The sequence below is a fragment of the Bdellovibrionales bacterium genome (assembly GCA_019750295.1).
In the GTDB taxonomy this organism is placed as follows: domain Bacteria; phylum Bdellovibrionota; class Bdellovibrionia; order Bdellovibrionales; family JAGQZY01; genus JAIEOS01.
In genome coordinates this window covers 1-1,896 of the sequence record JAIEOS010000044.1, presented here as the reverse complement: position 1 = coordinate 1,896, position 1,896 = coordinate 1, and the positions used below count along the sequence as shown (strand labels likewise).

General features: G+C 47.3%; 3 protein-coding genes. All 3 read right to left on the bottom strand.

Going from position 1 to position 1,896, the window contains the following annotated elements:
- Positions 1-233, bottom strand: a 233-nt coding sequence (locus K2Q26_09010) for a hypothetical protein (protein ID MBY0315646.1), incomplete at its 3' end; no start/stop codon positions are given.
- Between the two features lie 213 nt (positions 234-446).
- Positions 447-683 carry a twin-arginine translocase TatA/TatE family subunit gene (locus tag K2Q26_09005; protein MBY0315645.1) on the bottom strand — a complete coding sequence of 79 codons (237 nt, stop codon included), beginning with the start codon at positions 681-683 and terminating at the stop codon, positions 447-449.
- Between the two features lie 28 nt (positions 684-711).
- Positions 712-1,896: poly(A) polymerase (locus K2Q26_09000; protein MBY0315644.1), on the bottom strand; the 1,185-nt coding region annotated here is incomplete at its 5' end.

Genomic DNA, 1,896 nt, shown 5'->3' with positions numbered 1-1,896 from the left:
ACATTTTGCATTTCGGGCGAAGTGTAATCGGCAATGATTGGGAAATAGACGGAGTCGAAAAAATTCTGCGGATTGCGATAGGCGACGGTGTAGAGAAAATTTTCTTGATCGGCTCCATGAACCTCAAGTTCAAGCCCCTCTGGACTCTGTAGAGCCGCATTCACAGCCGCCATGTCTACGGCTCCCGCGGAACTCACCACGAAAAGGACCAATGAGAAAAATAAGCTCTTCATAAAAGCCTCCCTATATATAGCGCCGGACAGTAATAGATCCCCCCGCCCTTGGCAACCCACCCCAGCAAGGCGTCCGGAAGGTGCGCCGATACTTTTTGAGAACTACTGCGTTAGACGCTGTAGTTCTCAAAAAGTATCGGCGCACCTTCCGGACATAAAAAAAGCTCCTGGGGAGGAGCTTTTTTTATTACATGGTTATGTTTGAAATTTTTTTTAGACTTTGTTGCGATCGCGCTGTGATTGTTTTTGAGAGGTCTTCGTTGAGGGTCCTTCCAATTTTTCTCGCGCGGACTCGGTCACATCGATCTCATCTTCGTCTTCGCCGGCGAGACCTTTTTTAAATCCGCGAATGGCATCACCCAAACCACGTCCTAAACCTGGTAAACTGCGAGGACCCATAAACACGATTAAAAGAATAATTGCTAAAACGACTAAATGTGAACCGCTCATATGAGCCCCTTGTTAGTAAGTGCTCTAACTATATTCTATTTTTGGGTCGTCGTCGATATTCTTTTTGCCCCTCGGGAGGGGGATTTGGCTTAGCGGTGCGGAGGAGTTCGGCCCACTCATCAATCTCAGAGTGATACAAATAATGATAAGCGTCGGCTAAAATCAATGCGAGATAGAGGGCGCGATTTCCAGCAACGTGATCGCGATGGCGAGCCTTTAGGCCTTGAGGGGAAGGCTGTTTGATGAGCTGCTTCAAGAGCTGAACGGCCTGAGCAAAGATCTCAGTTTCTACCCGGTGCATACCCAACTGTTGTCGAATGAACTTATCGGTTCTCTCGTCAAAATTCGTCGAGAGGTTTGTATGCCAGTCAGGATCACGGCTCGCGAGATAGGAGTACAATAGAATTGTGTAAAGTTGGTAAGAATCAAGGGGGTCAGTGATCGCTTCCATTCCCTGGTTGAGGAGATGGCAAAAACTACTACCCATGTCATCATCGGTCATCAGGTCATGAAGCTCGGGGAGCATGTTTTTTAAGAGATCTAAATCGTAGGCTTCCCAAAGGACAGTGGCCGGATGATCGAGACGAAGAATTTTGAGAATTTCTTCCCGCACCCGTGGAAGAACCGCCTGACCCAAAAGATGCGACTTGTCTTTGATCGTTCGGCGTAAATCGGGATCGAGAGAAAAGTCCGTTTTGTGAGAGAATCGCAAAGCGCGCAAACTTCGAATGGGATCTTGTTCGATTCTCAGTGCTGGATCACCGATCATACGAACAACTTTAGCTTCGATATCCTTAAGGCCATCGGTGTAATCGATAATCTCTTGTTTGACGGGATCGTAGAATAAGCCGTTGATGGTAAAGTCTCGGCGAAGAGCGTCTTCTTTCGGTTCCCCGTAGATATTTTCATCAATTTCATCGGAGTCTTCATTGAGATAATTGGCCGAGCGAAATGTTGAGACCTCAAATTGCTGCCCGTGGCGCTTCACTAAAACTAAACGAAAGCGTCGACCTATAATGTAGGAAGGACGAACCAAGCGTTGGACTTTTTCTGGAGGCGCCATGGTGACGATATCAAAGTCTTTGGGCTGAATGCCCAAGAGGAGATCTCTGACGCAGCCTCCCACAAGATAGGTCGTAAAGTTGTGCTCTTGCAGGGCATTAATGATATCAATGGCGTTGCGATCAATAAACTCTGCGGATAATCGGGGTTT